This is a genomic window from Pseudomonas sp. S3_E10 (assembly GCF_054667615.1).
The window spans coordinates 2,198,707-2,223,420 of record NZ_CP162743.1 but is presented as its reverse complement, the minus strand read 5'-3'; the positions used below and the strand labels follow the sequence as shown (position 1 = coordinate 2,223,420).

Below are 24,714 nucleotides of genomic sequence, written 5' to 3'. Positions count from 1 at the left end.
GGACGTTTCCCACGCCAATTGGCGCATCCAGGCTCTGAACAACGGGTTTCGTGGTGCTAGATTTCCGCTCCCTTTTGATTAAAAGAAGAGCGGGTCATGCGCACTAAAATTGTCGGGTTATGGGTATTGGGGTGGGCATCCTTGGTTGTGAGTGGCTGCGGTACGGTGACCACGGCATTGCGCGAAGACGCCGTCACCGTCCAGGCGCTCAAGGCGAAAAAAACCTATTGCGAGTCTGTCCCACGTATCTACAGCGGTGTGGCCTACAACCTGTGTGTATTGCATGGGCCGCCGAATTCGCGAGCGGGGTTCACATTGAATAGCGTTCCCTGGGCTTTCATCGATGTGCCCCTCTCGGGTGTCATGGACACGCTCATCCTGCCCTATACGATCTACCGGCAAAGTGCCGACGGCAGCATTGAGCTTCGCTAGCCCTTTGTCGCTAACTGCTTTTCAACGCTTTTACGCTATAATCCCGCCCTTTAGCTGTTTCTCGCCCAGGCGGGATGCACACTTTTTTCAGGCGCAACCCGCCTGCATGCTGACCAAAAAGAGGCTAGACCCCTGTGGCATTGACGATTCTTGGCCTGTCCGGCGCCCTTAGCCATGATCCTTCCGCAGCCCTGTATATCGACGGCAAGCTGATCGCGGCCGCCGAAGAAGAGCGCTTCGTGCGCGACAAACATGCAAAGAACCGCATGCCCTACGAGTCGGCGAAGTTCTGCCTGGAGCAGGCCGGCATCAAACCTTGCGACGTTGACGTGGTGGCCATTCCGTTCGCCCCGATCAGCCTGTTCGGCGAGGCGCGCTGGCACTACGCCAAGCGTTACTGGTACGCCCCTGACCGTGCGCTCGACGCGATCCTGATGGGCAACCGTCGCTACAAGCGCTACCGCAACAAGATCGTCTGGTGCCTGGAGCAACTGGGTTTCGATCCGAAGAAAATCAAGATCGAACCGGTTGAACACCACCTGGCCCACGCTTCCAGCGCCTACCACTGCTCGGGTTTCCAGGAAAAAACCGCGATCCTCGGTATCGACGGTAAAGGTGAGTACGCAACCACGTTCTTCGGCTACGGCGAGAACGGCAAGATCCACAAGATCAAGGAATTCTACGACCCTGATTCCCTCGGTGGCCTGTATGGCGCGATCACCGAGTTTCTCGGTTTCGAGATGCTCGACGGCGAGTTCAAGGTCATGGGCATGGCGCCGTACGGCGATGCCAGCAAATACGATTTCTCGCGCCTGGCCTCCTTTGAAAACGGCGAATTGGTGATCAACACCGACTACGCCAACGTCATCGGCCTGCGCCGCTATAAAGAGAAGGGCAAGGGTTTCTACTTTTCGCCAAAACTGATCGAGTGGCTGGGCCCGAAACGCGAAGGCGACATCGCCGACGAGCCTTACATCCACTACGCCGCGAGCATGCAAGCGCTGTTCGAGAAGCTGGCCTTGCAGATGATCGACCACTACTTGGGCGACATCCTCAAGGACACCGGCAAGCTGGCCTTCGCCGGCGGCTGCGCGCTGAACGTCAAGCTGAACCAGAAGATCATCGCCCGCGACGACGTCAAGGAACTGTTCGTGCAGCCGGCGTCCGGCGATGCCGGCACCGCTGTCGGTGCGGCCGCCTACGTGTCCCACGCCCGTGGTGTGCCGGTGGAGAAGATGGAACACGTCTATCTCGGCCCGTCCTACAGCAACGAGGAGGTGATCGCCGCGTGCGCCAGGCACGAGAGCAAGCCGAACTGGCGCAAGATCGAAAATATGCCCCAGCGCATCGCCAAGATCATGGTCGACGGCAACCCGGTGGCCTGGTTCCAGGGCCGCATGGAGTTTGGCCCGCGCGCGTTGGGCGGTCGCTCGATCATCGGTTGCCCGAGCGCGACCGGCGTAGCGGATCGAATCAACCACCAGATCAAGTTCCGCGAGCGCTGGAGGCCTTTCTGCCCGTCGATGCTCGACACCGTCGCCCCGCAGATGATCAAGGTCGATCACCCGGCGCCGTTCATGACCTTCACCTTTGAAGTCGCCGAAGAATGGAAGGCCCGTGTGCCGGAAGTGGTCCATGAAGATGGCACCTCCCGCGCCCAGGTGCTCAAGCGCGAATACAACCCGCGTTACTACGACATGATGAAAGAGCTCGAAGTACTGACCGGCAACGGCGTGTCGCTGAACACCTCGCTCAACCGTCGTGGCGAAGCGATGATCTGCTCGCCGAAAGACGCGCTGGACATGTTCTTCGGCTCTGACCTGCAATACCTGATCATGGAAGACATCCTGGTCGTCAAAGACGGCGTGGATCCTTATGACGCGCTCGGCTGACCGCCACGTCCTGCAGTTTTGCCACGGTTACGATGGGCCGTTCCTGGACTGCGCACGGCAATACGCCAGTTTGTTCGCAGGCACAGGCTACAAGGTGACCACGGTGTTTCTCACCGGGGTCGCCGACCCGCAAGTGGCCGCCGGTTGCGCGTCCGATGAGGTGTTGTTCATGGAGTTCAGCTCCAAGGCCATTCGTGGTTTGAAGCTGGGCGCCATCCGTGAGCTGCGCAAAATCGCTGCGTCGCGCAACTTCAGTTTTTGTATTGCGCATCGCTTCAAGCCGATCTACATCGCCTTGCTCGGTACGCGGCTGCCGGTGATCGGTGTGCATCACGCCTTTGGGGATTACCTGCGTGGCAGCCGCAAGCTGTTTGCCGGGTTTTTCCGCAAGCGCCTGAGCCTGCTCGGGGTTTCCGACGCGGTGCGTGACGACATGCGCCGCTGTCTGCCGGCCTGGCCTGCGGCGCGTATCCAGACCTTGTATAACCGCATTGATGTCGACGCGTTGCAGGCCATTCAGGTGCCTGTGGACGAGGCGCGCGACGCCTTGGGCGTGTCGCCGGACGAATGGGTAGTCGGCAATGTCGGCCGCCTGCACCCGGACAAGGACCAGGCCACGCTGCTCAAGGGCTTTGCCCTGGCGCTGCCGCACTTACCGGCGCAAAGCCGCCTGGCGATCCTCGGTACCGGGCGGCTGGAGCAAGACCTGAAAAGCCAGGCCCGCGAACTGGGTATTGCCGACAACGTGCTGTTCCTCGGCCAGGTGCCGGATGCGCGCCGCTATTTTCGCGCGTTCGATGTGTTTGCCCTGAGTTCCGATCACGAACCGTTCGGCATGGTGTTGCTCGAAGCCATGGCGGCCGGCGTGCCGTTGCTGGCCACGGCGTGTGGCGGTGCGCGGGAAGTGGTCGAAGGCGTGGGTATCCTGTTTCCCTTCGGCGACGCCGAACACCTCGCCCAGGGGCTGCGGCACCTGGCGGCAATGGATCACCACCAGCGACGGCAGTGCGCCGAGATGATGCTGGAGCGTCTGCGCACGCATTTCTCGGATCAGGCGGTACGCGATACCTTCTGGCAACTGCCGCATGTTATTGAACTGACTGCGGGGGCTTGATGCTCAATCGATTCCAAGGTTGGCGCGAGCGCGGCTGGTCCGTCGTCGACGCACCTGCCTACAGCGACGCCTGGCAACGCTTTGGCGGCAGCGTCGCCACCCATCCGCAGGTGATCGAACGCCTGGCCGGGTTGGCCGATATCCCGGTGCGCTACCTGGCCTGGGAACAGGGCGGTGAGTTGCAGGCGTGTATCGCCACCTGGGGGCGCGACCTGGCGTTGTCCAAAGATGTGCTCAAGCAAAAGGGCAAGAAAGGCCTGTTTGACCTGGGCAATGCCGAGTTGATCCTGCCGGCCGCCGCTAACGCCCAGGCGCCGTTGCGTCATCGCGCACGTTACCTGTCGACCTTGAACGAAGGCCGTTTCAGCGGTCTCAAGTTGCAGGCCGAGCAGTTGGCCATGGCGCGAACCCCGGAAGAGCTTTCGAAGAAGTTTCGCTACAACCAGCGCCGCGAACTGCGCCTGCTGGAGGAGGCCGGGGGAGTGGTGCGACCGGTGAGTGAGTTTTCCAGTCGGGAGCTGGCGGCGATCTACTGCGATTTGTTCCTGCGTCGCTGGGGCTTTGTCGCCACGGGCGCCGAGCGCATGGCCGAGGTGATCGAGCTGCTGCGTGAATGGCTGATCGGCTCGGTGATCTTCCTCAACGAGGCGCCCATCGCCGTCCAGTTGGTGTACCGGGTCGAGTCGCCCGAGTGGATCAGCGTGGAATACGTCAACGGCGGTGTTGACCCGCAAACTCGCGCGTTCAGCCCGGGTAGCGTGTTGAGCTTCCTCAACACCCAAAGCGCCTGGGAACAGGCGCGCGAACTCGGCAAGCCGCTGCGTTTTTCCTTTGGGCGTGCCGACCGCGAATACAAGGACCGTTGGTGCAACCCCGTGCCGGTGTTCAGCGTATGAGTGAGTCCGCGAGCCGTAAACAGGCGCTGCTCAAGCGCCATCGTCGTAATAAACGCATAAGCCTGTTGGTCGGCTTGCTGCTGTTGGTCTGCATCGGTGTGATGGTGGCCTGGTGGTTGCCGCTGCTGTTGGCGGTCGTGGGGTGGGTGGCCCATGAAGCCTGGTTTGCCGACCACCTGTTTTACTCGCCCAGCGACGACTATCAGTATCAGTTCGAGTCGCCGGATGAGCAGCCGCCAGTCAGCTTGGAAAATGGCCGGCTGGTGCTGGGCCAGGCGCTGGAGCTGTCGGGCGATGAGACGCTGGTCCTGGCGCTGCGCCTCAAGAGTGGTTGGTTGGGCCGCTTTATCGACCCCTGTATTGAATTGCCCGGGGGCGATCGTCAGGTCTTCGAGCGCGGCGTCGATGGGCTGCGCTACCTGAACCTCACCGGCCAGACGCAAGCCTTGATCGAGGGGCGGCTTGTGTTGCGCGGTCGCTTCTGTCGCGTGTTGGGCGCGCCGGTGCTGTCTGTATTCCGTCAGCCCGATGTGTGCCGGCAACGCATCATGGTCATTGCGCCCCATGCCGATGATGCCGAGCTTGCGGCTTTTGGCCTGTACAGCCAGGCCACGCAGCCGTGGATTGTGACGTTGACGGCCGGCGAGATCGAAGCCGGGCATTACCAGCAAATGGGCCTGAGCAAGCCTGACGCCGCACGGCTCAAAGGGCGTTTGCGAGCCTGGGACAGTATTGCCGTGCCGCGCTGGGCCGGGGTGGCACAGGAAAATTGCGTGCAGTTGGGGTATTTCTGCCTGCAACTGGCGGCGATGAAGGCTGAGCCTGACCGCGCAGTGGCTTCCCGAGAAGCCGATTTGAGTGATATCCGCCTATTTCGCCAGTTCAATCCGTTCCCGTTGCCTGCGGACGCCGATGGCTTACCGACCTGGAACAACCTGGTGGCGGACCTGCGGGCGCTGCTGCTGAAGGCGCGGCCTGAGGTCATCGTGCTGCCTCATCCGGTGCTCGATCCGCACCCCGATCATATCTGCGCCCAGCAAGCCGTGCTGGAGGCCTTGCAGGGGCTGGCATGGCAGCCGGACACATTACTCGGCTACGCCAACCACCTGCATGACAATGACCGCTGGCCGATGGGGGATTCAGGGGCCAGTGTCGCTTTGCCACCATGCTTTGATCCAACGTACACTTTGCGACCTTATTGCCTGTCGTTATCCGCGCAGCGCCAGTGTGACAAGGCGATGTCGCTTGGCATGATGCATGACCTGCAACCAAGGATGCCGTTCAAGCGGCGGGTGCGGCGGCTGATTCAACGCGTATTGGCTGCACGGGCGGTCTCGCCCTGGGGCGAGAACGAATTTTTCCGCAAGGCCATTCGGCGCCATGAACTTTTTTGGGTCATCAAGCACAAGTAACGTATGCCACGTACCTGGGGCGCAGAGCGCTCCATTAAAAAATGACAGTGAGTCTCCTTGTGATCAAACAGTGCCCTCGCATTCTGTTCCTCATCCCTTACTTTGGCCGTTGGCCGTTCTGGATGCCCTTTTTTCTCGAAAGCTGCCGGCATAACGCCGATATTGACTGGCTGCTGTTCAGCGATTGCCCGGTTCCGAATAACGTGCCTGACAACGTCAGGATTGAAAGCATTACGTTTGCCGATTATTGCGCGTTGGTTTCACAGCGGTTGAATATCAAGTTTGCGCCTCAGCAGGCTTACAAGTTGTGTGACATCAAGCCTGCGCTGGGGCATATCCATGCTGATCGCCTCACGGGTTATGACTTCTGGGCGTTTGGTGACCTGGATTTGATCTATGGCAACCTGCGCCGGTATTTCACCGCCGAGCGCCTGGCTGGTTTTGACCTGTTCTCGACACATGAGCGACGGGTCGCCGGCCATTTGTGCCTGATGCGTAACACCGCCAGAAAGCGCGAAGTGTTTATGCAGATGAAGGATTGGGAAGCGCGCTTCACTGATCAGGAGCATCATGCGCTGGATGAAGGGGCCTTCAGTAGGATCTTTCTGTGGCGTAAGAACTTTCCGAAGCCGTTGTTCGAGCTGGTGGGTAAGTTCAACCCCTGGCGCCGTCGCAGTGATTTCACCGAGGCGTACAGTACGCCCGGTGGTGTGATCAAGTGGCATGACGGCACTGACCGCTTCCCGCACCAATGGTTTTGGAAGAAGGGTCGCTTGACCAATGACCGGGATGGCGACCGGGAATTTCCGTATTTTCATTTCGTCTGTTGGAAGCGTAATCAGTGGTCGTCGCTGCCGCCGCCAAGCGCCGAGCACGTCGAGGCGCTGGCCGCCGAGACGTCCTGGGTCGTTGATGCCGAAGGTTTCCATCGAGGAGAGTTATGAGCCGGCGTTTCAAAGTCCTGCAATTGCAGCCGGACTACAATGTTAAATCCCATGATTTTGCCGACCTGGCCGAACAGATCGTCAAAGCGCTGCCCGCTGACCGCTACGAAGTCACCGCAGCGTTCCTGCGGGGCCGACCGGGGCCTGGCGAGCCGACAAGCCGCGCTGCGACCTCCGTCTACTTCGAGTTTCCCGATAAGGCTCTCAAGGGCATGAGATTGCGCGCCATGTGGCGGCTTTATCAGTTTTGTCGCAAGGAAAAGTTTGACGTGGTGGTGTGCAACCGCTTCAAGCCCGTCAACATGATGTTGCAGCTCAATCGGTGGCTGAAGATCCCGTTGTGCATCGGCATTTCCCATGGTTTTGGTGAGTATGACCGTCTCTACCGGCGCAAACAGGCGCAGCGCCTGATCGATGAACACTGGCGTTTCGTGGGTGTATCGCCGGCGGTCAAGCAGTACCTGCTGGATTGCCAGTGCGGGTTTACCGACCGCAACACCTACGCCATTACCAATGCGATCGATATCGAGCAGGCCGAAGCCTTGCAGCATTCGCGTGAAGCCGCGCGCGAGTTGTTGGGCATTGACCCGGCGGTACGCTTGATCGGTGCCTTGGGGCGCCTGGTGCCCGTCAAGGGCCATACCTATTTGTTGCAGGCGTTCGCCGCCCTGAAAGACAAGTACCCGACCGCGCAACTCGCCATCATTGGCGCCGGGCGCGAGGCGTCCAGCCTGGCCGCGCAAATCCAGAGCCTTGGCCTGGATGGTCGCGTGCATTTGCTGGGGTTCAAGGAGAATGCGCTGCAATACGTGCGCGCCTTTGATATCTGGGCAATGCCTTCGCTGGCGGAGGGCCTGGGGCTCGCGCTGCTGGAGGGCATGAGTGGGCGCCTGCCGGTGATCGCCTCGAGCGTACCGGCCATGCTTCCACTGATTGAAGGGGCGGGCGGCCTGGCGGTGGAGCCGGCCAACGTGCCTGAATTGACCCAGGCACTCGACACTTACCTGGCGCTGTCCGATGAAGCGCTCGCGCAGAAAGGCGAGCAGGCCTACCGGTACCTGCAGGCGCAACACGATATCGAGGTGTTCCGCCAGGAGTACCTGGCATTGATCGACTCAGGATTGGCTCAAGCACGCAGGAACGACATATGAATCAGAGTCAGGCCTTGGTCACAGTGATCATCGCGTCTTACAACCATGGGCCCTACATTGAGGACAGCATCCTCAGTGCCTTGAACCAGACGTATCCCAACATCGAACTATTGGTGATTGATGATGGCTCGACAGACGACAGCGTCGAACGCATCCGCCGCCTGCAGGAGCGCTACACGTTCGATTTTCGCGTCCAGCAGAATCAGGGGCTGACCAATACGCTCAACGGTGCTATTGCGCGGGCCAAGGGGACGCTGATCGTGCCGTTCGGTTCGGACGACATCATGTTGCCCGAGCGTATCGCGATACAGGTTGCGTATATGGATGGCAAGCCTGAGGTGGGAATCTGCGCGGGCAACATCGAGCTGATCGATTCCAATGGCGAGCTTTTCCCGGAAAAACGCCAGCGTCGTGATGTGCCGTTCCGGCGCCTGGACTTCGACGATATGTTCCTGGAGCGTAAACCTTACCCGCCGGCGCCCACGCTGATGATCCGGCGCGAGGCGCTGGAAAAGGTCGGTGGGTTTGACCCTGAGATTCGTCTGGAAGACTTGTTGATCGAGTTGAAAATTACCCGTGCCGGGTACTTTATCGACGGTTTGAACGTGCTCATGGCCCGGTACCGTAAACACGCTACCAACTCGTACAAGAATCATCGATTCATGGTCGACAACATCCTGCGTTCCTACGCGTTGTTCAGTGATCATCCGCAGTACGACGAGGTGCGTTACAAGTTCCTCAGTTCCATGTTCCTCAAGACCTCCAACCGTAATCGGGCGTTGGCTCGTGAGCTGCTGGCACAGATTCCTTTCCGTGCCTGGAACAAGAAGACCTGGCGTGGCCTGGCCCGTCTGTATTTTTCGCCGCTGGAAAAAGACTGAACCCGGCGCCGCTACGCCGGGTCAACGTTAGCGTGTTGCCGCCGGCCCCGTAGCCTGCGGCGTGCGTAGCGTGAACGACTGGGCCTGCTCGCGGATGCTCAGCGTGGCTTGTGGGGATGCAACGCACGCGTAGCCCGTGGCCAGTTGTTCAAAGTGAGTTTCGAACAGCCAGCCGCGGTCCTGGGGATAGCGCTGCATATGCTTCAAGTTGCGCTGGCGCAAGGCGTTGCGCAGCGCCGACGGATAGATGCGCATGTCCGCCAGGTCGATCAAGCCGAACTCACCGTCATCCATCAACAGTACGTTGCCCAGATGCAGGGAGCGGAAGTACACGCCGCGTTCGTGCAGTTGAGCGACGAACCGGCCAAAACGCTCTACCAGCGATTCCTGCAGGCTGGTGTCGAGGCCTTGCAGCACCTGGCGCAGTGTCTGACCGGGCAACGGTTGATAGCGAACCGCAGTGCTGCCATCGCGCAGGGTGTACAGGTTGAGCACCGAAGGTGAGGCAATGCCGTGCTCGCGCAGCTGTTGGCTGTTGCGGGCGAAGCGTTCCGACAGCGGGTTGAACCTGCCGGAGGTGTACCAGCGGCGGGCACGGAACAGCTTCAGGAAGCTGCCGTCTTCCAGGCGCAGGACTTTCGGGCCCAGACCGTCGGCTTCAACGACGTGGGCGTTGGCACACAATTGTTCGCGAGCCTGTGGAGCAAGCGTTTGCACGGGCACGCGTAGCAGGCTGCGACGGCGTTGGGCGATGCTCAAGCCGGCAATCAGGGCCAGCGGTATCCATAACAGGAACCAGTGTTCCTTGGGGCGCGAAAGAATCCCGCCGCCTTCGGTCAGGCCGCCGCCAATCCCATAGGCCAGCAGCGAAGAGGCCAGGATGAACAACGGTTGTGCGCGTTGCTGCAGACCTACGTACAGGCCACGGCCGAGCATGAAGACCCATGGGATAAAGCCGATGATGCCAACGTAATAGAGCACGCCCAGGCTGAAACTGTGGGGTTCGCGAAGTTCATAGCCGTCGGAAGGTGTCAGAAAGAGTTCGGCGTTGTAGCTGTGCCCGATCCATGGGTGCTCGGCGATACGTTGCAGGGTCATGCCCCACAACTCGAAGCGCAATGAACTTCCGCGGTTGGTGATCAGCTCGGGGTAAAACAGCAAGATCGCGGCGCCCAGCAGTACCATGCCGACAATCAGCAGGGCCGAGCGACGGTTGCGGGTGGTGAAGCTCATCCACAGTATCGCCAGCACCAGGGCCACCAGTGGCGTTCTTGAGCCCGTCGCCAGTACGGCGGCGGTCATGATCACCAGGGCAGGCAGGCTGAACATGAACACCTGCAGGCGCTGGGTGGTCATGCAGATATATAGCCAATAGACGCAGAAGAACCCGAATACGTGGGAGCTCAGCAGCGGGTTGTCCAGCGCGCCCAGCCCACCCACCATGCGCAAGCCTTCAGCAAAGTGGGGAGCAAAGGCCACCAGGTTGCACGCACTGACTACCAGGGCGATCACGGCGGCGCTGAAAAAAATCGGCGCCAGCAATTCGCTGCGATAGTGCAGCAGCAAGCCGCACCCGGCGAACAGCATGAACGTGTGCAATGGCGTTTTGAATAAGCCTGAGTCCACCTCGGGTTCCGGGCTCCAGAACAGGCTGATCAGGGCCCAGCCCGCAAACAGCAGGAACGCGATGATCAGTGGCTCGCGCACCAGCTGTTTGAGTTCGCTGGGGCGCAGGCAAAGCAGCACAAGTGCAGGGGCACTGAACAGGAGGTAATAGAGCCGGTGCAGGCCATTGCGATTGGCCAGAAAGAACAATGAACTCAGTAACAACAGCAGTCCGACCGGCAAAACCCATAGGACTAGAAAATCGAAAACACGGTTGGAACCGTAGAGAAAACGCTTGGACTGCATAAATGAAGCCATTCCAGAAAGAGAAAGCCGACCATCTTAAGGTGGTGGCTATATAATGTCGCCGGTCGCATCCAACCAGGCTGTGGGGTCAAGCCGGGTGCAAGTACAACAGAGAAGCTGTGCTAAAGTCAGCATCCTTTTCAAAAACGCCGCGTGATATGACCGACTCCAGTCCGAGCGCAAGCCCTTCGAGCTTGAAAATATACTTCCGCCTGCTCAGTTACGTTAAGCCCTATGCCGGCTTGTTCGCGCTGAGTATCGTTGGATTTCTGATTTTCGCGTCGACCCAGCCCATGCTGGGTTACATCCTCAAATATTTCGTGGATGGCCTTTCCAATCCGCAAGCCGTGCTGTTCCCGAACGTGCCGTACCTGCGGGACCTTCAGTTGCTGCAGGCGGTACCGCTGCTGATCATTCTGATCGCGGCCTGGCAGGGCCTGGGTTCGTTCCTGGGCAACTACCTGCTGGCCAAGGTTTCCCTGGGCCTGGTCCACGACCTGCGTGTGCAGTTGTTCAATAATTTGTTGACCTTGCCCAACCGCTACTTTGACAACCACAACTCCGGGCACCTGATTTCGCGTATCACCTTCAACGTGACTATGGTCACGGGGGCGGCCACTGATGCGATCAAGGTGGTGATCCGTGAAGGCATGACGGTGATCTTCCTGTTTGCCTCGTTGCTCTACATGAACTGGCGATTGACGCTGGTGATGATCGCCATCCTGCCGTTGATCGCGGTCATGGTCAGCACCGCCAGCAAAAAATTCCGCAAGCAGAGCAAGAAGATCCAGGCGGCGATGGGTGATGTCACGCACGTTGCGTCGGAAACCATTCAGGGCTACCGCGTGGTGCGCAGTTTTGGCGGTGAGGTCTATGAGGAGAAGCGCTTCCTCAAGGCCAGCCAAAGCAATACCGACAAGCAACTGCGCATGACCCGCACCGGCGCCATCTACACGCCGGCGCTGCAACTGGTGATCTACACCGCAATGGCCGTGTTGATGTTCCTGGTGCTTTACCTGCGTGGCGATGCCTCCGCCGGTGACATGGTGGCCTACATCACGCTGGCCGGCTTGTTGCCCAAGCCGATTCGCCAATTGTCGGAAGTCAGCTCGACTATCCAGAAGGGCGTGGCAGGGGCCGAGAGCATTTTTGAGCAGTTGGACGAGGAGATGGAGGTCGATCGCGGCACCATCGAGCGCGATAAAGTCAGCGGCCGCCTGGAAGTGCGTCACCTGAACTTCACCTATCCTGGCACCGAACGCCATGTGCTCAAGGACATCAGCTTTACCGCCGAGCCCGGACAGATGATCGCCCTGGTCGGACGTTCCGGCAGCGGCAAGTCGACCCTGGCCAGCCTCATCCCGCGTTTCTACCATCATGAAAGCGGCGAGATCCTGCTCGATGGCGTCGAGATCGAGGACTACAAGCTGCTCAACCTGCGCAAGCACATTGCCCAGGTGACCCAGCATGTGACCCTGTTCAGCGACACCGTGACCAACAACATCGCCTATGGCGATTTGGCGGGCGCACCGCGCGAGGACGTTGAAGCGGCGGCGGCGGATGCCAATGCCAAGGACTTCATCGACCAGTTGCCCAAAGGCTTCGACACGCAGGTGGGCGAAAACGGCGTGCTCCTGTCCGGCGGCCAGCGCCAGCGTCTGGCGATCGCCCGGGCCTTGCTCAAGAATGCGCCTCTGCTGATTCTCGATGAGGCCACCTCGGCGCTGGACACCGAGTCCGAGCGGCACATCCAGGTGGCGCTGGACAAGGTCATGCAGGGCCGCACCACGCTGGTGATTGCGCATCGCTTGTCCACCATCGAGAAAGCCGACCTGATCCTGGTGATGGACGATGGGCGGATTGTCGAGCGTGGCACCCATCGCGAGCTGCTGGCACAAAATGGCTATTACGCTCGCCTGCACGCCATGGGCCTGGATGCGCCAGTGTCGGCGGATATCACCTGAACCTGAGGTGAGGCGGGCAATCCGCCTCACCTGTGGCTCCTGCAACATCTTCTTCACACCCCCCACAAGCCTTCTGTAACCCTGTGCTAATATCGCGCCCCTGTTCATTTTGTATGTGGGTTGCTCCATGAAGTTGTCCATGCCGCGATTCGATCAAGCCCCTGTCTTGGTGGTCGGCGATGTCATGCTCGACCGTTACTGGCATGGTGGTACCTCACGGATTTCCCCTGAGGCACCGGTACCGGTAGTCAAGGTCGAGCAAATCGAAGACCGTCCAGGTGGCGCTGCCAACGTTGCCCTCAATATTGCCGCCCTCGGCGCCCCGGCCTCCCTGGTGGGAGTGACCGGCGACGACGAAGCCGCCGACAGCCTGGCCAACAGCCTGCGCGGTGCTGGCGTGCGTGCGCTGTTCCAGCGCATCGCCCATCAGCCGACCATCGTCAAGCTGCGGGTCATGAGCCGTCACCAGCAATTGCTGCGTATCGATTTCGAAGAACCCTTCGCCACCGACGCATTGGCCCTCAGCGGCCAAGTCGACGAACTGCTCGAAGGCATCAAGGTGCTGGTGCTGTCCGACTACGGCAAAGGCGCGTTGAAGAACCACCAGGCGTTGATCCAGGCCGCCAAGGCCAAGGGCATTCCGGTATTGGCCGATCCCAAGGGCAAGGACTTCTCGATTTATCGAGGCGCCAGCCTGATCACGCCAAACCTCAGCGAGTTCGAAGCCATCGTCGGCGGTTGCGCCGATGAGCACGAACTGGTGAGCAAAGGCGCCGCGCTGATGGCCGATCTCGACCTGGGGGCCTTGCTGGTGACCCGTGGCGAGCACGGCATGACCCTGCTGCGCCCCGGCCACCCGGCCATGCACCTGCCGGCGCGGGCGCGTGAAGTGTTCGACGTCACCGGTGCCGGTGACACGGTGATTTCCACCCTGGCCGCGTCCATCGCGGCCGGCGAAGAACTGCCCCACGCCGTGGCCCTGGCCAACCTGGCGGCGGGCATCGTGGTCGGCAAACTGGGTACTGCTGCCATCAGCGCGCCTGAGCTGCGCCGCGCTATCCAGCGTTCCGAGGGTTCGGAGCGCGGTGTGTTGACCATCGAGCAATTGCTGCTGGCGATTGACGATGCGCGTGCGCATAACGAAAGCATTGTGTTCACCAATGGCTGCTTCGACATCCTGCACGCAGGCCACGTGACCTACCTTGAGCAGGCGCGTGCCCAAGGCGATCGCCTGATCGTCGCGGTCAACGACGACGCTTCGGTCAGCCGCTTGAAAGGTCCGGGCCGTCCGATCAACAGTGTCGACCGACGCATGGCCGTGCTGGCCGGGCTGGGCGCGGTGGACTGGGTGATCAGCTTCCCTGAAGCGACCCCGGAAAACCTGCTGGCCCAGGTCAAGCCCGACGTGCTGGTCAAGGGCGGCGACTACTCCGTCGACCAGGTGGTCGGCGCCGATATCGTCAGCGCCTACGGTGGTACGGTCAAAGTGCTGGGCCTGGTTGAGAACAGCTCGACCACGGCGATTGTCGAGAAGATCCGCAGCAATGACTAAGGCTGATCCACGGGTTCTGATTACCGGCGGCGCGGGCTTTATTGGCTCGCACCTGGTCGATGCGCTGCTTGCCAAGGGCTACGCCGTGCGTGTGCTGGACAACCTGTCCACGGGCAAGCGCGGCAATCTGGCGTTGGACAACCCGCGTGTCGAGCTGATCGAAGGTGATGTGGCCGATGCCGAGCTGATGGCGCGCGCCGCTGTCGGCGCGATGGCGGTGGTGCACCTGGCGGCGGTGGCGTCGGTACAGGCTTCGGTGGATGACCCGGTCAGCACGCACCAAAGCAATTTCGTCGGCACCTTGAACGTCTGCGAAGCCATGCGCAAAGCGGGCGTCAAGCGCGTGGTGTATGCCTCCAGCGCTGCGGTGTACGGCAATAACGGCGAAGGTGCTTCAATCAATGAAGAGACCACCAAGGCACCGTTGACGCCCTATGCCGTGGACAAGCTGGCCGGCGAGCACTACTTCGATTTCTACCGTCGCCAGCATGGTCTGGAGCCGGTGATTTTCCGCTTCTTCAATATCTTCGGGCCGCGCCAGGACCCGTCCTCGCCGTACTCCGGCGTGATTAGTATCTTCAGCGAACGTGCCCAGCAGGGCTTGCCGATTGCCGTGTTTGGCGATGGCGAGCAGACCCGTGACTTCATGTACGTGGAAGACCTGGTGGACGTACTGGTGCAGGCCATCGAAGCGCCGGACGCGCCGTTGGGCGCGATCAACGTAGGCTGGAACCGCACCACCACGCTCAAGCAAGTGCTGCAGGCATTGGAAGAAGCGGTGGGCTCGCTGCCTGCCGTGACCTACGGGCCTGCGCGTTCGGGGGACATTCGGCATTCGCGGGCGAATAACCAGCGGTTGCTGGCCAACTTCACATTGCCGCAGCCAACACCGTTAAAGGTGGGGCTGCAGCGCCTGCTTAACGGCTAACCGCGATCTCAATGTGGCAGGGGGGCAACCCCTGCCACATGTGAGTATTTAGCCTTTGGCCTTTTTCTTCGGCACGATCTTACGCAGCACGCGCCGCGCCAATCCCTTCAACTTCGATTCTTTCTCCGGCTCCGCCAGGCCTTGCTGCCTCAGCCAATCTTTCCAGCGAATGCGTTCTTCACGCACCAGCCATCCCTCTTGCCGGGCGAAACTTTCTGCCAGGTACAAACCCCGTGTACTGGCCGGGTACAACTGGTCTTTCTTGACGGTATAAAGCTCCGGAAGCGGCTGGCCATCTTTGAGCGGCATCAGGTACAAATCCGGCCGCTTGCGATCAAGGCGTGCGACCAATTGGTCGCCCTCCAAGCGCTCATCCACATGGAACAGGCTCAGGGACTTGGCTTCCTTCGGCACTTCCAGGCGCAGGTCGTAAATCAGTTGCAGCGACGCCGTGGGCAAATGCACATAGGCCCGAGGACGTTCAATCAGTTGGGTGGTTGCGCAACGCACCGGGCGGGCGGCGCCAGACAGCGGGCTCAAGCGAAAGGGCAGCGCTTCGCGGTAATGCAGCGCGGCGGAGTAGGGCGCGGGTAGCCACGTGTCATTGAAGCGCCCGCCGAGCCAGCCTTCAGGTGTTTCCAGCAGGCACTCCTCGGCAATTTCCTGGATGGCCGTGTGCAGCGGCAGGTTCAGTTCATGGGCCGGGACGTAGCCGGAGATCAGCTTGAGCACCACATCGCCACGGTCTTGGCGGCGTTGGCGCACCAGCACCCAATAATCGCGATTTTGCCAATGCAGGGTCAGTCGCACCGACACGCCGAGGTTCGCCAGTTCGACGGCGAAGCGCTCGGCGTCTGGCACGTCGACCGGCTTGCGCCGTTGCAGGGTCTGGGCGAAATTGAGCGGCATGCCCACGCTTTGGTAGCTCAGGCCTTCGGGGGTGGCTTCGACGTGCAGCGGCAGTGTTTTAAAGTTGCTCGGGTTTTTTCTAATGAGCGTTCGCGGCATGTCGGCTCCTTTGTGCGACGGGGTCGGCCGCGTCGGCGGCATCAGAGTTGACGAATGACCTTGGCGGCGGTTGCCACGTTATGGGCCAGGTGCAGCGGGTTGATGGTCCCGACAATAGCACTGGCAACGCCCGTGTGCGCAAACAACAGCATGAAACTGGCGTGTATTGGATCCATTCCAGGCTCCAGGCAGGCATGGCCGCTGGCCAGCGCCTTTTTGACCAGGATTCCCTTGCCGTGGGCCGCCGCATAGTCAATGACGGCTTCCTCGGCCTGTTCGTTCAAATTGTAGGTGACCATCGCGCAGTCGCCCTGTTCCAGAGCCTTAACGCCGCCTTCGACGGTTTTGCCGGAGAAGCCGAAACCACGAATCTTGCCCTCTTGTTTCAACTGCGCCAGGGTCTGGTAAACCTCGCAGTCGTTGAGGATGTGCAGGTCGTTGCCGTCGGAATGCACGAGCACCAGGTCGATAAAATCCGTTTCCAGGCGTTTCAAACTGCGCTCGATCGACAGGCGCGTATGGGCTGCGCTGAAATCGTGGCGGGACACGCCGTTGTCGAACTCTTCGCCGACCTTGCTGACGATTACCCAGTCTTTGCGCTGGCCACGCAACAGCGGCCCGAGGCGTTCTTCGCTGCGCCCATAGGCGGGCGCGGTGTCGATCAGGTTGATGCCCAGTTGGTGTGCCTGGCGCAGCAACATCCGCGCTTCGTCGTCATCCGGGATCTGGAAACCGTTGGGGTACTTCACCCCTTGGTCGCGGCCCAGCTTGACGGTGCCCAGGCCGAGTGGCGATACCAGCAGGCCGGTGCTGCCCAGGGGGCGATGCAGGTCGTGCAGGGTGGGCAGGCTCATGGCAACAGATGCTCCCAGGCCGGTACGCCGACGCTGGGTTTTGGCAGGTCGGGCAGCGGCGCCGATGCGCTTGGGCGGATGCCGTCACGTTCGAGGCTGTTGATCACCCGGTCGGCGAAGTCCGGCGCCAGGGCCAGTTTGGTCGGCCAGCCGACCAGCAGGCGGTCGTTTTCGGCCACGAAGGCGTTGTCGGGGCGGCTCAGGCCCGACTGCAGCGGTTCGGCCCGTTCGACGCGCAGGGTGGCCCACTGGGTGTGGCTCATGTCGATCCACGGCAGCAGTTGCGCCAGTTCTTTTTGCGCGGTGACGATTTGTTCTTCGGGGGTACGGGCCACACCGTCGGCTTCGGCAATATCGCCGCCGATGTACCACACCCAGTTGCCATCGGCCGCGGGGTGAGTGGTGACGGTGAGGCGCGGCTTGGTGCCGCCCCCCAGGCAATGCGCGTACAGCGGCTTCAGGCCCGGCCCTTTGGCGATGATCATGTGCAATGGGCGGGTTTGCATGGCCGGCTGGCTCAGGCCAAGGGCGGCGAGTAAATCAGCGGTACCGCCGCCGGCGCTCAGCACGATGCGTTGGGCGCGGATCTCACGGCCATCGACCCTCAAGCCCACCAGGGTCTCGCCGTCGCGCAGCGGTTCGATGTGTTGCCCGGCGAGCAGACCGTCACCGGCCAATTGCGCCAGGCGGTTGATCACGCTGGGCACATCCACCACCAACTCCGACAGGCGATACACCTTGCCCTTGAAACGGCGGTCTTGCAGCGCCGGCGGCAAGTCGTCGCCCTTGACCTGGTCGACTCGGCCGCGCACGGCCTTGCTCGCGAAGAAGCTGGTGAGGTTGCCGGCGAGCGTGCCAGGCGACCACAGGTAATGAGCCTGGGAGAGCACGCGCACGCCGGACAGGTCCAGCTCGCCGGTGCCGGCCAGGGCTTCGCGCCAGCGGCGCGGCATATCGGCAATGGCTTCGGAGGCGCCGGTGAGGGCGCCGTGCAGGGCGTATTTCGCGCCGCCGTGAATAATCCCCTGGGACTTCACGCTTTGTCCGCCACCCAAGGTGGCGCTTTCAACCACCACCGTGGAAAAGCCCTGGCGGCGCAGGCGCGCGTTCAGCCAAAGGCCGGCAACCCCAGCGCCGACAATCAGAACGTCGGTGGAAATAACGGATGGCATGGGCGACCTCAGTGTTCAAGACAAGAGGCGCAGTATACAGGCTGTTGAGTGACGGTCAGTGCCCGGCGGTTTTCGAGAACAGTTGGATGACCACCACGCCCAGCACAATCAGGCCCATGCCCAGCATTGCCGGCAGGTCGAGCTTTTGCCCGTAAATAAACAACGCCGCAATGCTGACCATCACGATACCCATGCCGGCCCACACGGCGTAGGCCACGCCCACCGGCACGGTGCGCACGACCAGGGTCAGCATCCAGAAGGCCACACCGTAGCCGACGATCACCAGCAACAGCGGGATAGGCGTGCTCAAACCTTTGATGGCTTTCATCGACACAGTGGCGATCACTTCCGAGCAAATGGCAATGGCCAGGTAGTAGTAAGCGATGTTCATGGCGTTGGTCCTCAGTGTTGGGCGCTTTGATATGGCCGCTATTCTAGGGGTTGCTCAGATGCGGTAAAGTCATTACCTATCCGATTGAGAGATGGGTTGTGCCATGAGCGTGCAGTGGAATCTGGAACAGATGCGCTTGTTTGTGAGTGTCGCCGAGCAACGTTCGTTTTCGGCGGTCGCGCGCGGGCAGCGCAAGGCTCAATCGGCGGTGAGCAATGGGATTGCGTTGCTGGAGGCCGACTTGGGCGTGAGCCTGTTTGAACGCAGCAGCGGCCGTCAGCCCCGTCTGACCGAAGCCGGCGCGGTATTGCTTGAAGAAGCCAGGGAGGTCTTGCGCCAATGCGAGCGGCTCAATGGCCGTGCGCTGTCGTTGATGCGCGGCGAAGAGGCCTGCCTGCGCCTGGCCCAGGACGAGGCGATGTTGTACCAGCCGGTTCTGGACAGCCTGGATGCCCTGGCCGGGAAATTTCCGAACCTGGAGGTGCAGCTTTCCAGCGCCGCACAAGGCGATGTCGCACGCAAGCTGGTGGAGCGCAAGGCTGACCTGGGCATGCTGTTCTATCACGACCAGATCCCTGAAGCGCTGGAGCGGCGGGTGGTGGGCAGTGTCGAGATGGTCACTGTCTGCGGGCGCAACCACCCCTTGGCTGCGCAGAGCAGCGTGGATTGTCAGCGTCTGGCGCAGTTTCGGCAGTTGCTGATGTCGACCCAGACCAGCGTGTACCCCGGCAGCGAAGCCGCCAGCCCGCAGGTATGGCGCGCCGACAGCTTCTACGTGCTGGCCGAATGGTTGATCCGTGGCCTGGGCTGGGCCTGGTTGCCCAGGCACGTGGTGCAATACCCCGCCTATCAAACTCATATGGTCGAACTCGACAGCGAATGGACCCCGCCCGCGCTGGTTGTTGAGTTGGTGTGGCGCCGCGACGAGCCCCTGGGCCCCGCCGCGCGCTTTCTCGCCCAACGTTTTGCCGAGTGCCTGCGGGCCATTGACTAAAAAAGCCGATAAACTCCGCCGCCATGAATAGAACTCTCTATAGCTGTCTGTTTTACCTGGCGCTGCCGTTGGTGGCTTTACGTCTGTGGCTGCGCGCGCGCAAGGCGCCGGCCTATGCCAGGCGCGTGGGCGAGCGATTTTCCTACGGCTTGCCGGCCATGCAGCCTGGCGGGATCTGGGTGCATGCCGTGTCGGTGGGCGAAAGCATTGCCGCGGCGCCGATGATCCGTGGGTTGCTGGCGCGTTATCCACAGCTGCCGATCACCGTCACCTGCATGACGCCCACCGGTTCCGAGCGGATCCAGGCGTTGTTCGCCAATGAGCCGCGCATTCAGCATTGCTACTTGCCCTATGACTTGCCCTGCGCCGCCAAGCGTTTTCTCGACCGTGTGCAGCCCACGCTCGTGGTGATCATGGAAACCGAACTGTGGCCCAACCACATCCATGCCTGCGCCATGCGCGGTATTCCGGTGGCGCTGGCCAATGCGCGGCTGTCGGCGCGTTCGGCCAAGGGGTATGGGCGGTTTGCCAGGCTGACGGCGCCGATGCTGGCGCAAATGAGTTGGTTCGCCGTGCAGACGCAGGCCGAGGCCCAGCGTTTCCTGAGCCTTGGGGCCCGGCCGGAAACCGTGGAAGTCACCGGCTCGATCAAGTTCGACCTGACCATCGACCCGCAGTTGCTCGCGCGTGCGGCCGCCCTGCGTGAACAATGGGGCGCCAGCGAGCGCCCGGTGTGGATCGCCGCCAGTACTCACGAAGGTGAAGATGAAGTGGTGTTGGCGGCACATCGTCAATTGCTCGCCAGCTATCCGAATGCCCTGTTGATTCTTGTGCCGCGTCACCAGGAACGCTTTGGCCCGATGTTCGACTTGTGCGAGCAGCAAGGCTTTGCCACGGTGCGCCGTTCCACCGGTGAGCCGGTGAGCGCAAACACTGCGGTGTTGCTCGGCGATACGATGGGCGAACTGCTGTTTCTATACGCCTTGGCCGACAGCGCTTTTGTCGGCGGCAGCCTGGTTGCGACGGGCGGGCACAACCCGCTGGAGCCGGCGGCCCTGGCTAAGCCTGTGATCATGGGGCCACATGTATTCAATTTCCTGGAAATCACCGCAATGCTGCGTGAAGCGGGAGCGCTGCGAGAGGTTGATGACGCTGAAGGACTCGCTGAAGCCGTGCGCCAGTTGTTCGAACTGCCGCAGGACGCGCGCAAGATGGCGCAGGCGGGGCTGAAGGTGATGCAGGCGAACCAGGGCGCGCTGAAGCGTTTGCTGGATGGGTTGGGCAGACTGCTAAGTCGCTGACATGTTCAACATGTGGGAGGGGGCAAGCCCCATCCCACATTTGTTTTGTGTTGTGGTCAGTAGCCCGGGCGAGCCTTGAGCTGCTCGGCGGCGGCTTTGGCCAGGTCCGGCGGCAGGAAATCCTTGTCCGGGTTGTAGTCGGCCTTGAGGTAGCGCGCCAGGTCCTGCAAGTCACCTGGGTTCAACGTCCCCGCCGCCTGCTTCAAGCGCAGGTTATCGAGGATGTAGTCGTAGCGGCTGTTGTTGTAATTGCGCACCGACGCGTACAGCTGGCGCTGGGAGTCGAGCACATCGACGATATTGCGCGTCCCCACCTGGTAACCGATTTCCGTGGCTTCCACCGCGCTCTGGTTGGAGATGATCGACTGGCGGCGCGCCTGTACCTGTTCCACATCGGTGTTCACCGCGCGGTGCAGGTTGCGGGTGTTTTCAACGACCTGGCGGCGCAGGCCTTCGCGCTGCTGCTCGGTCTGGCCCAGGCGCGAGTAGGACTCACGCACTTGTGAGCTGGTCAGGCCGCCGCTGTACAGCGGGATACTCAAGCGCAGCCCGATGGTGCGTTGCTCGACGTCGCCACGGTACGGCGTGCCGAAGGCGTTCGGGTTGCTGAAACCGAGGGCGTCGTTATCACCTTTTTCATACTGTGCCACCGCGTCCAGGGTGGGGGCGTGGCCGGCCTTGCGCTGCTTGAGGGTTTCTTCGGCGGCGGTGACGGCGTAATTGCTGGCGAGCAGGTTCAGGTTCTGGCGGCCGGCGGTGTCGACCCAGGCCTTGGCGTCGTTGGGCAGCGGCGGCAACACCGGCAGCGTATGGACAATGCCCTGGATCGAGTTGTATTGGCGGTTGGTCAGCGTGATCAGTGCTTCAAAGGCGTCTTCGACCTGGCGCTGGGCGAGGATGCGGTTGGCCCGGGCGGTGTCGTAGCTGGCTTGGGATTGCAGCACGTCGGTCTTGTCCGACAGGCCCACATCGAAGCGCTCGTTGGATTGGTCCAACTGGCGCTTGAACGCATTTTCTTCGGCTTTGGTGGACGCCAGGTTGTCCTGGGCGCGCAGCACGGCGAAGTAGTTTTCGGCGCTTTGCAGAATCAGGTTCTGTTCGGTGGCCGACAGTTGCAGCGCGGCCTGTTCGTTGACGGCTTCGGCGGCTTGCAACTGGAACCAGCGGTCGGCGCGGAACAGCGGCTGGCTCAGGGTGGCGCGCCACGAATGGGCATCCCGGTTGGCGGTGGCTGCGGGGGTGTCGATCTGGGTGCGGACATTGTTGATATCGGCACCGGCCGACAGGTTTGGCAGCAACCCGGCACGGGCCTGGGGTATCACTTCCTTTTGTGCGCCGTACTGCGCGCGGGCGGCGGCCAGGTCGGCGTTGTTATCCACCGCTTCCTGATACACGCTGACCAGGTCGGTTTTGGCGGACAAGGGCGCTTCAACTGCCCAGACCATCGTGTTGGTTGCACAAGACACGGCAACAGCCAGTGAAAGTTTGCGCAGCATGAGGCAATCCCTGATTAATATTACGGCTATAATTTATCGGCCAAGGCTACGGCGACTCTTCCAGAGCGTCAAGCCTTAAGCCGTAGCCGAGTGTAGTGGCGGTTCCACGGCTCAACAATCTGCAATCACGCCATTCATCACGCTGAATGCACCGCCATTGGCAATTTGCCCACGCCATGGTCTAGACTGGCCGCGTTCTTGTCGGGGTGCCTTGTTGGAAGGCTGAGATCGGTAAATACCGGATCCCGTTGAACCTGATCAGGTTAGCGCCTGCGTAGGGAACAAGATTTCTCGTCACCCGGCGAGTCTTCTTGTGCTTCGTCCGGGATGCTGTTCGACAATCGAACAGTCCTCTGTATTGAGCACAGCACTGCTTGCAGTGCGTCCATCCGTCACAGGTTCGCTCCGACAAAAATCCACCGCCTGGATAAGTTGGAGAGCCCGTGATGACGACAACACAAAAAAATACCGTGCACCTGAGTGAATCGGCCAAGGTCGACTCCGGCTCCGTGCAACCGTTTACCCGTTCGCAAAAAATCTACGTGCAGGGCACTCGCCCGGACATTCGTGTGCCGATGCGCGAAATCAGCCTGGACGTGACCCCCACCGATTTCGGCGGTGAAATCAACGCCCCCGTCACTGTGTACGACACCTCTGGCCCCTACACCGACCCCAACGTGATCATCGACGTGCGCAAAGGCCTGGCCGATGTGCGCTCACCCTGGATCGAAGTGCGCGGCGACACCGAGCGCCTGCCTGGCCTCACGTCGCACTTCGGCCAGCAACGCCTGAGCGATGCCGAATTGACCGCCCTGCGTTTCGCCCATGTGAAAAACCCGCGCCGCGCCAAGGCCGGCGCCAACGTCACTCAGATGCATTACGCGCGCAAAGGCATCATCACCGCCGAGATGGAATACGTCGCCATCCGCGAAAACATGAAGCTCGAAGAGGCCCGCGCCAGCGGCCTGCTTGACCAGCAACACGCCGGCCACAGCTTCGGCGCCAGCGTGCCGAAGATCATCACGCCAGAATTCGTGCGCGAAGAAATCGCCCGCGGCCGTGCGATCATTCCGGCCAACATCAACCACACCGAACTGGAGCCGATGATCATCGGCCGTAACTTCCTGGTGAAGATCAACGGCAACATCGGCAACAGCGCCCTGGGTTCGTCCATCGAAGAAGAAGTGGCGAAACTCACCTGGGGCATTCGCTGGGGTTCGGACACGGTGATGGACCTGTCCACCGGCAAGCACATCCATGAAACCCGCGAGTGGATCATCCGTAACTCGCCGGTGCCGATCGGTACCGTGCCGATCTACCAGGCCCTGGAAAAAGTCGGCGGTGCCGCCGAAGACCTGACCTGGGAGCTGTTCCGCGACACCCTGATCGAACAGGCCGAGCAGGGCGTCGACTATTTCACCATCCACGCCGGCGTGCTGCTGCGCTACGTGCCGCTGACCGCCAAGCGCGTCACCGGCATCGTCTCCCGTGGCGGTTCGATCATGGCCAAGTGGTGCCTGGCGCACCACAAGGAGAACTTCACCTACACGCATTTCGACGAAATCTGCGAAATCATGAAGGCCTATGACGTCAGCTTCTCCCTCGGCGACGGCCTGCGCCCCGGCTCGATTGCCGACGCCAACGATGCCGCGCAATTCGGCGAGCTGGAAACCCTCGGCGAGCTGACCAAGACCGCCTGGAAGCACGACGTGCAAACCATGATCGAAGGCCCGGGCCACGTGCCGATGCAGTTGATCAAGGAGAACATGGACAAGCAGCTTGAATGCTGCGACGAGGCGCCGTTCTACACCCTTGGCCCTTTGACCACCGACATCGCGCCCGGCTACGACCACATCACCTCCGGCATCGGTGCGGCGATGATCGGCTGGTTCGGCTGCGCCATGCTCTGCTACGTCACGCCCAAGGAACACCTGGGCCTGCCGAACAAGGATGACGTGAAGACCGGGATCATCACCTACAAAATCGCCGCGCATGCCGCCGACCTTGCCAAAGGCCACCCAGGCGCGCAGATCCGCGACAACGCCTTGAGCAAGGCGCGTTTCGAGTTCCGCTGGGAGGACCAGTTCAACCTCGGCCTGGACCCGGACACCGCGCGTTCCTATCACGATGAAACCCTGCCGAAAGACTCGGCCAAGGTCGCGCATTTCTGCTCGATGTGCGGGCCGAAGTTCTGCTCGATGAAAATCACCCAGGAAGTGCGGGAATACGCCGCCAACCAGCGCATTGATGCGGTGGACGTGGACGTGGCCAAGGGTTTGGCGGAGCAGGCGCAGCGGTTCAAGCAGGAAGGTAGTCAGTTGTACAAAAAGGTCTGATCAAAGATTGGAGGTGCTGGTACTGGCCTCATCGGGGGCTTGCCCCCGATAGCAATCTCCCAAACAACAAATGTTCTTCAGAGAC

The 24,714-nt window shown here is 61.2% G+C and carries 20 protein-coding genes and 1 riboswitch; of the genes, 14 read left to right on the top strand and 6 right to left on the bottom strand.

Annotation, left to right across the window (positions count from 1 at the left end; genetic code table 11):
* Positions 1-96 precede the first annotated feature (96 nt).
* The 8 genes from AB4N98_RS10060 to AB4N98_RS10025 all read left to right on the top strand — a co-directional run bounded on the left by AB4N98_RS10060 (position 97) and on the right by AB4N98_RS10025 (position 8,722).
* Positions 97-432, top strand: coding sequence for a YceK/YidQ family lipoprotein (locus AB4N98_RS10060; RefSeq protein WP_065879462.1), 336 nt, complete (start codon positions 97-99; stop codon positions 430-432).
* 134 nt (positions 433-566) lie between these two features.
* Positions 567-2,324: a carbamoyltransferase family protein gene (locus AB4N98_RS10055; RefSeq protein ID WP_017526467.1), complete on the top strand. Its 1,758-nt coding sequence runs from the start codon at positions 567-569 to the stop codon at positions 2,322-2,324.
* On the top strand, positions 2,308-3,438 hold the full coding sequence (locus AB4N98_RS10050; RefSeq protein ID WP_116078998.1) for a glycosyltransferase: 1,131 nt from the start codon (positions 2,308-2,310) through the stop codon (positions 3,436-3,438). The genes AB4N98_RS10055 and AB4N98_RS10050 overlap by 17 nt, the downstream gene beginning before the upstream one ends.
* The gene (locus AB4N98_RS10045; RefSeq protein WP_017526465.1) at positions 3,438-4,334 is read left to right on the top strand and encodes an antimicrobial resistance protein Mig-14; all 897 of its coding nucleotides are present in this window, start codon (positions 3,438-3,440) and stop codon (positions 4,332-4,334) included. Before AB4N98_RS10050 ends, AB4N98_RS10045 begins: the two co-directional genes overlap by 1 nt.
* On the top strand, positions 4,331-5,746 hold the full coding sequence (locus AB4N98_RS10040) for a PIG-L deacetylase family protein (RefSeq protein ID WP_065879460.1): 1,416 nt from the start codon (positions 4,331-4,333) through the stop codon (positions 5,744-5,746). Before AB4N98_RS10045 ends, AB4N98_RS10040 begins: the two co-directional genes overlap by 4 nt.
* 59 nt (positions 5,747-5,805) lie before the next feature.
* Positions 5,806-6,690 (top strand): DUF6625 family protein, encoded by an 885-nt coding sequence (locus tag AB4N98_RS10035; RefSeq protein ID WP_068937574.1) that lies wholly within the window; start codon positions 5,806-5,808, stop codon positions 6,688-6,690.
* Positions 6,687-7,841 (top strand): glycosyltransferase family 4 protein, encoded by a 1,155-nt coding sequence (locus AB4N98_RS10030; RefSeq protein WP_017526462.1) that lies wholly within the window; start codon positions 6,687-6,689, stop codon positions 7,839-7,841. Before AB4N98_RS10035 ends, AB4N98_RS10030 begins: the two co-directional genes overlap by 4 nt.
* Entirely contained in the window at positions 7,838-8,722 is an 885-nt protein-coding gene (locus AB4N98_RS10025; protein ID WP_017526461.1) for a glycosyltransferase, read from the top strand. Before AB4N98_RS10030 ends, AB4N98_RS10025 begins: the two co-directional genes overlap by 4 nt.
* A gap of 27 nt (positions 8,723-8,749) precedes the next feature.
* On the opposite strand, the gene AB4N98_RS10020 is transcribed toward AB4N98_RS10025, so the two are convergent.
* On the bottom strand, positions 8,750-10,633 hold the full coding sequence (locus AB4N98_RS10020; protein ID WP_135196334.1) for a bifunctional O-antigen ligase/aminoglycoside phosphotransferase family protein: 1,884 nt from the start codon (positions 10,631-10,633) through the stop codon (positions 8,750-8,752).
* Between the two features lie 158 nt (positions 10,634-10,791).
* On the opposite strand from AB4N98_RS10020, the gene msbA reads away from it, so the two are divergent.
* The 3 genes from msbA (at position 10,792) to AB4N98_RS10005 (ending at position 15,077) form a co-directional block, all read left to right on the top strand.
* Positions 10,792-12,597 (top strand): lipid A export permease/ATP-binding protein MsbA, encoded by a 1,806-nt coding sequence (gene msbA / locus AB4N98_RS10015; RefSeq protein ID WP_017526459.1) that lies wholly within the window; start codon positions 10,792-10,794, stop codon positions 12,595-12,597.
* 127 nt (positions 12,598-12,724) lie between these two features.
* Entirely contained in the window at positions 12,725-14,149 is a 1,425-nt protein-coding gene (gene hldE, locus AB4N98_RS10010) for a bifunctional D-glycero-beta-D-manno-heptose-7-phosphate kinase/D-glycero-beta-D-manno-heptose 1-phosphate adenylyltransferase HldE (protein WP_017526458.1), read from the top strand.
* Entirely contained in the window at positions 14,142-15,077 is a 936-nt protein-coding gene (locus AB4N98_RS10005; protein ID WP_017526457.1) for an NAD-dependent epimerase/dehydratase family protein, read from the top strand. Before hldE ends, AB4N98_RS10005 begins: the two co-directional genes overlap by 8 nt.
* Before the next feature lie 48 nt (positions 15,078-15,125).
* Here the strand turns inward: AB4N98_RS10005 and AB4N98_RS10000 are convergent, their stop codons facing one another.
* The 4 genes from AB4N98_RS10000 to AB4N98_RS09985 are packed head-to-tail and all read right to left on the bottom strand — an operon-like array spanning position 15,126 to position 18,502.
* Positions 15,126-16,085: a hypothetical protein gene (locus tag AB4N98_RS10000; RefSeq protein ID WP_017526456.1), complete on the bottom strand. Its 960-nt coding sequence runs from the start codon at positions 16,083-16,085 to the stop codon at positions 15,126-15,128.
* Between the two features lie 41 nt (positions 16,086-16,126).
* A complete protein-coding gene (locus AB4N98_RS09995) occupies positions 16,127-16,939 on the bottom strand; it encodes an aldo/keto reductase (protein ID WP_065879457.1) in 813 nt (270 codons plus the stop codon).
* Complete coding sequence (locus AB4N98_RS09990) at positions 16,936-18,111, bottom strand: NAD(P)/FAD-dependent oxidoreductase (RefSeq protein WP_135196333.1); 1,176 nt, start codon at positions 18,109-18,111, stop codon at positions 16,936-16,938. Before AB4N98_RS09990 ends, AB4N98_RS09995 begins: the two co-directional genes overlap by 4 nt.
* 55 nt (positions 18,112-18,166) lie before the next feature.
* Complete coding sequence (locus AB4N98_RS09985) at positions 18,167-18,502, bottom strand: DMT family transporter (protein WP_068937577.1); 336 nt, start codon at positions 18,500-18,502, stop codon at positions 18,167-18,169.
* Positions 18,503-18,605: 103 nt separating this feature from the next.
* Here AB4N98_RS09985 and AB4N98_RS09980 point away from each other — a divergent pair, with 103 nt between their 5' ends.
* Together AB4N98_RS09980 and waaA are read left to right on the top strand one after the other, a co-directional pair.
* Positions 18,606-19,496, top strand: coding sequence for a LysR family transcriptional regulator (locus AB4N98_RS09980; RefSeq protein WP_065879454.1), 891 nt, complete (start codon positions 18,606-18,608; stop codon positions 19,494-19,496).
* A 23-nt stretch (positions 19,497-19,519) separates the two neighbouring features.
* Positions 19,520-20,797 carry a lipid IV(A) 3-deoxy-D-manno-octulosonic acid transferase gene (waaA, locus tag AB4N98_RS09975; RefSeq protein WP_460149403.1) on the top strand — a complete coding sequence of 426 codons (1,278 nt, stop codon included), beginning with the start codon at positions 19,520-19,522 and terminating at the stop codon, positions 20,795-20,797.
* Between the two features lie 56 nt (positions 20,798-20,853).
* Here the strand turns inward: waaA and AB4N98_RS09970 are convergent, their stop codons facing one another.
* Positions 20,854-22,293: a TolC family outer membrane protein gene (locus AB4N98_RS09970; RefSeq protein WP_017526450.1), complete on the bottom strand. Its 1,440-nt coding sequence runs from the start codon at positions 22,291-22,293 to the stop codon at positions 20,854-20,856.
* Between the two features lie 192 nt (positions 22,294-22,485).
* Positions 22,486-22,591: riboswitch (TPP riboswitch) on the top strand.
* 148 nt (positions 22,592-22,739) lie between these two features.
* Here AB4N98_RS09970 and thiC point away from each other — a divergent pair.
* Positions 22,740-24,629 (top strand): phosphomethylpyrimidine synthase ThiC, encoded by a 1,890-nt coding sequence (gene thiC / locus AB4N98_RS09965; RefSeq protein ID WP_068937579.1) that lies wholly within the window; start codon positions 22,740-22,742, stop codon positions 24,627-24,629.
* The last annotated feature ends 85 nt before the right edge of the window (positions 24,630-24,714 follow it).

Excerpts from the sequence above, each read along its gene's own strand:
- AB4N98_RS10060 (WP_065879462.1), top strand. The coding sequence starts at position 97 with ATGCGCACTAAAATTGTCGGGTTATGGGTATTGGGGTGGGCATCCTTG.
- AB4N98_RS10050 (WP_116078998.1), top strand. The coding sequence starts at position 2,308 with ATGACGCGCTCGGCTGACCGCCACGTCCTGCAGTTTTGCCACGGTTAC.
- AB4N98_RS10045 (WP_017526465.1), top strand. The coding sequence starts at position 3,438 with ATGCTCAATCGATTCCAAGGTTGGCGCGAGCGCGGCTGGTCCGTCGTC.
- AB4N98_RS10040 (WP_065879460.1), top strand. The coding sequence starts at position 4,331 with ATGAGTGAGTCCGCGAGCCGTAAACAGGCGCTGCTCAAGCGCCATCGT.
- AB4N98_RS10030 (WP_017526462.1), top strand. The coding sequence starts at position 6,687 with ATGAGCCGGCGTTTCAAAGTCCTGCAATTGCAGCCGGACTACAATGTT.
- AB4N98_RS10025 (WP_017526461.1), top strand. The coding sequence starts at position 7,838 with ATGAATCAGAGTCAGGCCTTGGTCACAGTGATCATCGCGTCTTACAAC.
- AB4N98_RS10020 (WP_135196334.1), bottom strand. The coding sequence starts at position 10,633 with ATGCAGTCCAAGCGTTTTCTCTACGGTTCCAACCGTGTTTTCGATTTT.
- msbA (WP_017526459.1), top strand. The coding sequence starts at position 10,792 with ATGACCGACTCCAGTCCGAGCGCAAGCCCTTCGAGCTTGAAAATATAC.
- hldE (WP_017526458.1), top strand. The coding sequence starts at position 12,725 with ATGAAGTTGTCCATGCCGCGATTCGATCAAGCCCCTGTCTTGGTGGTC.
- AB4N98_RS10005 (WP_017526457.1), top strand. The coding sequence starts at position 14,142 with ATGACTAAGGCTGATCCACGGGTTCTGATTACCGGCGGCGCGGGCTTT.
- AB4N98_RS10000 (WP_017526456.1), bottom strand. The coding sequence starts at position 16,085 with ATGCCGCGAACGCTCATTAGAAAAAACCCGAGCAACTTTAAAACACTG.
- AB4N98_RS09995 (WP_065879457.1), bottom strand. The coding sequence starts at position 16,939 with ATGAGCCTGCCCACCCTGCACGACCTGCATCGCCCCCTGGGCAGCACC.
- AB4N98_RS09990 (WP_135196333.1), bottom strand. The coding sequence starts at position 18,111 with ATGCCATCCGTTATTTCCACCGACGTTCTGATTGTCGGCGCTGGGGTT.
- AB4N98_RS09985 (WP_068937577.1), bottom strand. The coding sequence starts at position 18,502 with ATGAACATCGCTTACTACTACCTGGCCATTGCCATTTGCTCGGAAGTG.
- AB4N98_RS09980 (WP_065879454.1), top strand. The coding sequence starts at position 18,606 with ATGAGCGTGCAGTGGAATCTGGAACAGATGCGCTTGTTTGTGAGTGTC.
- waaA (WP_460149403.1), top strand. The coding sequence starts at position 19,520 with ATGAATAGAACTCTCTATAGCTGTCTGTTTTACCTGGCGCTGCCGTTG.
- AB4N98_RS09970 (WP_017526450.1), bottom strand. The coding sequence starts at position 22,293 with ATGCTGCGCAAACTTTCACTGGCTGTTGCCGTGTCTTGTGCAACCAAC.
- thiC (WP_068937579.1), top strand. The coding sequence starts at position 22,740 with ATGACGACAACACAAAAAAATACCGTGCACCTGAGTGAATCGGCCAAG.